Source organism: Actinosynnema sp. NPDC023658, assembly GCF_040639995.1.
In the GTDB taxonomy this organism is placed as follows: Bacteria; Actinomycetota; Actinomycetes; order Mycobacteriales; family Pseudonocardiaceae; genus Actinosynnema.
Window position 1 is genome coordinate 1 of record NZ_JBFAAX010000612.1, and the last position, 3,417, is coordinate 3,417.

At 72.3% G+C, this 3,417-nt stretch carries 4 protein-coding genes; 2 read left to right on the forward strand and 2 right to left on the reverse strand.

Annotated features, from left to right (window positions below; translation table 11 throughout):
* Nucleotides 1-441 (forward strand): aldo/keto reductase (locus AB0G02_RS32090; protein WP_360801612.1); only part of this gene is annotated, 441 nt, incomplete at its 5' end.
* A gap of 96 nt (nucleotides 442-537) precedes the next feature.
* On the opposite strand, the gene AB0G02_RS32095 is transcribed toward AB0G02_RS32090, so the two are convergent.
* Both AB0G02_RS32095 and AB0G02_RS32100 read right to left on the reverse strand, forming a co-directional pair.
* Complete coding sequence (locus AB0G02_RS32095) at nucleotides 538-1,272, reverse strand: DUF4383 domain-containing protein (protein ID WP_360801615.1); 735 nt, start codon at nucleotides 1,270-1,272, stop codon at nucleotides 538-540.
* A 484-nt stretch (nucleotides 1,273-1,756) separates the two neighbouring features.
* Nucleotides 1,757-2,335: a class I SAM-dependent methyltransferase gene (locus tag AB0G02_RS32100; protein ID WP_360801619.1), complete on the reverse strand. Its 579-nt coding sequence runs from the start codon at nucleotides 2,333-2,335 to the stop codon at nucleotides 1,757-1,759.
* A 114-nt stretch (nucleotides 2,336-2,449) separates the two neighbouring features.
* Here AB0G02_RS32100 and AB0G02_RS32105 point away from each other — a divergent pair, with 114 nt between their 5' ends.
* On the forward strand, nucleotides 2,450-3,406 hold the full coding sequence (locus AB0G02_RS32105; RefSeq protein WP_360801622.1) for a zinc-binding dehydrogenase: 957 nt from the start codon (nucleotides 2,450-2,452) through the stop codon (nucleotides 3,404-3,406).
* Nucleotides 3,407-3,417: the final 11 nt, after the last annotated feature.

The following is a 3,417-nucleotide window of genomic DNA, read 5'->3' on the forward strand; positions in this document are numbered from 1 at the left end:
GCGCGGGCGGTGTCACGGGCGAACCGGTGGCCGCTCTACACCGCCGTGCAGCAGCGGTACAGCTACCTGCGGCCGCGACCGGGGGTGCAACTGCCGGAGGGCGGTCACGTGCACATGACCGACGAGTTGTTCGACTACGCGGCGGCCGAGGGTGACGTGGCGCTGGTCGCGTACTCGGCGCTGCTGGCCGGCCGGTACCGGGACAAGCCGCTGGACGAGCACTACGACCACCCCGGCACCACGCGGCGGCTGGAGGTGCTGCACCGGGTGGCGGCGGAGCTGGGCGCGACGGTCAACCAGGTCGTGCTGGCGTGGCTGCTGCGCCAGGACATCGTCCCGCTGGTCGGCGCGACCAGCGTGGCCCAGCTGGAGGAGTCGCTGGGCGCGTTGGAGATCGAGCTGGACGACGACCAGGTGGCGCGGATGGACGCGGCGGTCTGACCCACCGCCCGCAGGACGACGGCGGTGCACGGTCCCGAGGGGGTATCCGTGCACCGCCGTCGTCACTGCTGCTGCGGGTGCGTCAACGTGGTGTCGTCACCGCGAGAACCGCGACTTGTGCTGCTCCGCGATGGCCGGGTCGATCGGCTGGACCGGCCGCTGGCTCACGGTCGGGTCCATCGACTCGATCCGCTCGTCGTGGTGGACGTCGTGCCGCGAGTCGACGCGCTGGGTGGGCATCTCCCGCGTGACGGGGTCGCCCTCCGGGTTGCGGATGCTCTCTTCCCGCTCGTAGCGCGCCTGGTCGTGACGACGGTCCACAACAGTCTCGCCGGGCTCCACGACCGGCTCGGAGATCCGCTCGTCGACCACGTCGTCGGTCACGATCTTGCGCCGGGCGGGCAGCACCGCGATCAGCAGGCCCACCGCGGCGATGCCGAGGTGCAGCCAGTTGTCGTTGACGTTGAGCGCCAGCGGGTTGCCCAGGTTCGCGACCGGGTTGGCCGAGAAGACACCGGCCAGCGCCAGGCCCCACAGGAGCACCGCGCCGTAGCCGATGAACAGGATCCAGCCGTACAGCCGGGCCAGGCCGGAGGTGCTCGCCATGAGCAGGCCGAGCACGCCGAACGCCAGGTGGACGACGTTGTGCAGCGGGTTCACCGTGAACCCGAGCAGCATCGCGTGCTGGTCGCCCGCGAAGTCGCCGAACCCGGTGCGCACGAAGCCCAGCACACCCAACACGAGGAACACCAGGCCGACGAGGCCCGCCAGCACCTGAGCGGGCTGCAGACCCGCGACCTTGACGCGACCAACGGTCGAGTGGTGGGTCATCTCGCCCTCCAACTACACGGACCACGAGCCCTTCTGCCGGGCTCCGGACGCCCACCGACTACCCGTGCGCCCGGAACGGCAAACAGGCCCGGTCGACACCGGGCCCGGCTTTGGGCCGAATGGAGGCAGGGGACGGGCGCACGAACCCGTCCCCCCTTTCGCGACAGGAGTCGCGCACCCCGTCGTGCCGGGGTTTCCAGCCGCCCCGACCCACCCCATGAAGGCCGGGCCGCCACACCGCGCCAAATGCGCGTCGATCATCGGAACAAATGAGCCGATACGGTTTCCGAATAATTGACGGCCGTCTCGCCGCATTTGCCCTACAGGCAGGTCAGGAGAGCTGGAGCCGATCACCGGACGCGCGCGTCGCGGAGCCGTTCCACTCGGTCTCCTTGCTGTTCACGAAGGTCCCCTTTGTGGTCGTCCAACACCACCGCGGTGTTGGTACGACTATCTCCGAACGCACCACTCATAGTCAAAGCGATTACGGCGTGCGCGAATTCGCGGCACCCGCCGTCCAGACCATCGAGTACCGCCAGAAGAGGTGCCGGCGGAACCTCGCGCCGGGCAGCACCGAGTCCGCCACGGCTTTGATCTCGCGCACCGACAGCGTCGCGTCCCGCACCGGCGCGTCGCCGCGGGGGTCGTCGCGGAACCACCGGACGACGTGGTTCAACGGCACGGACGCCAGGCTCAGCGCCCGGTCGGCGGCGGTCTCCTCGCGGGCGAGCCCGAGCACCGCGACCACCCCGCCGGGCCGCACCCACGACCGCAGCCGCTCCAGCGCGGGCCGCAGCGGCAGGTGGTGCAGGGCGGCGACGCAGGAGACGAAGTCGTACGGCCCGCCGAGGTCGTCCACCACCGCGTCGGCCCGCCGGAACTCCACCCCCGGGATCGAGGCGTCGACGTACCGGTCCACCGCGGTCACCGCGAGCCCCCGGGCGGCCAACCGGCGGGCGAACCCGCCGTGCCCGCAGCCCACGTCCAGCGCCGTGCGCGCCCCCGCGGGCACCTGGTCGAGCAGGAACCGGTGGTGGTGCGCGTTGTGGTCGAAGTGCCCCACACCGCTACCGACGCGCGAGGCCCGGCGCGGGTCGGCCCCCGACCAAGATCGCTTGACCTCGACTTAACTCGAACTCCTAGCGTGGCGGGCAGGACAGCAGAGGGGACATCGCACATGCACGCCATCCGCCAGCACGAGTTCGGCCCGGCCGGGAACCTGCGCTTCGAACGGACGCCCGACCCGGAACCGGGCGTCGGCCAGGTGCGGATCACGGTGACCTCGGCGGGGGTGCACGTGCTCGACACGAGCATCCGCCGGGGCGAGGGAGGGGGGCCGTTCCCGCTGCCCGAGCTGCCCGTGACACCCGGCCGGGAGGTCGCCGGGGTCGTCACGGCGCTCGGTGACGGGGTGGAGCCGCACTGGCTCGGCAAGCGGGTCGTCGCGCACCTCGGGCAGGCCGGCGGCGGGTACGCCGAGCTCGCGGTCGCGAACGCGGCGTCGCTGCACGAGGTGCCCGACCACGTGTCCGACGACGCCGCCGTGGCCATGATCGGCACCGGCCGGACCGCCGTCGGCGTGCTGCGCATCGCGGAGCTGACCGCCGACGACGTGGTGCTGGTGACGTCGGCCGCGGGCGGGTTGGGGTCGTTGTTCGTGCAGGAGGCCAAGGCGATCGGCGCGACGGTGGTCGGCGCGGCGAGCACCGCCAAGCTGGACCTGGTCCGGCAGCTCGGCGCGGACGTGGTGGCCGACTACACGCGGCCGGGCTGGGACGACGGGATCAGCGGGGTCACCGCCGTGCTCGACGGCGTCGGCGGTGACGTCGGCCGCACGGCCCTGGAGCTGCTGGGCGTCGGCGGCCGGATCGTCCTGTTCGGCTGGACGTCGGGCGAGCGCACCCGCCTCGACAGCGGCGACCTCTACACCCGCGGCCTCACCGCCACGGTCGCGGTCGGACCGCGGATGATGAAGGGCACGAGCCTGCGCGGGCTGGAGGAGACGTCCCTGCGCGCCCTCTCCGAAGGCCGCCTCATCCCGCTGACCACCACGTTCCCGCTCAGCGAGGCCGCCGAGGCGCACACCGCGCTGGAGGGTCGCGCCACCGTGGGCAAGGTCGTGCTCAAGCCCTGACCGAGGTGGGG